Source organism: Neorhizobium phenanthreniclasticum (assembly GCF_040066075.1).
Taxonomy (GTDB): domain Bacteria; phylum Pseudomonadota; class Alphaproteobacteria; order Rhizobiales; family Rhizobiaceae; genus Neorhizobium; species Neorhizobium petrolearium.
Genome location: NZ_JBEAAL010000095.1, coordinates 1 through 769 on the forward strand (window position 1 = coordinate 1; position 769 = coordinate 769).

1 pseudogene is annotated in these 769 nt (G+C 68.8%); it reads left to right on the forward strand.

Annotated elements, in window-relative coordinates:
• A pseudogene (locus ABK249_RS33870) lies at positions 1-769 on the forward strand (hypothetical protein); the annotation flags it as partial.

Here is a 769-nt window from a genome sequence, read left to right on the forward strand (position 1 = left end):
GTGCTGCGGGATGGGATGTTCGGCGGTGTTGCGTTTGCCGGCGAACAGGGGCCGGCGGGCGGCGGCTTCGGCAGTGGCGGGAGTGGCTTCGGCAACGGTGGTCTCGGCGGGAGTTCCGTGGAGGCGGGGCAGGGTGGATCTGCCGGCGCTTCGGGCGGTCAGGTCGTGCAGCCGGATGGCTCCGGCGTTTCTTCCGACGATCGGGCGGTGGACCGGGCCCAGGCGATCGGCCAGGGCTCGGGCGCCAACGGCAAGGGCGTCGGCGGTCAGGACGAGGCCGGTCAGGCGAACGGCACGGCGCTCGGCAAGCCGGCCGATGATGACGGCGAAGGCGAAGAGCCGCAGGCTGACAAGGCGGATGCCGAGGCGACGGACGAGAATGCCGCAGAACCGCAGGCGATGACGGCGATGGCGGCGGCGGCAACCAGCCAGGAAGCACCGGCGGTCAACGCGCCGGAAAGGCCATCGGTGCCGGAGATCGGCGGCAACGGCTTCTTCACCCAGAAGATTGCCATCGACGTCCCTGCCTTTCGCGGCCTGGAGCCGAAGATCGCGCTTTCCTACAGTTCTGCCCGCAAGACGAGGCTGGGCGGCCTTTACCAGGGCTGGCTGGGCTATGCCTGGGGGCTCGACGGTTTCGATGTGATCGAGCGGGCAAGTCCGGGTTATGGCTATCCCTATTTCGATGCCAATGACGTCTATCTGCTGAACGGCGAGGAACTGGTGGCCTGCGCCGAGGGCATGGTGGCGGCCTCGTGTACGGCCGGCG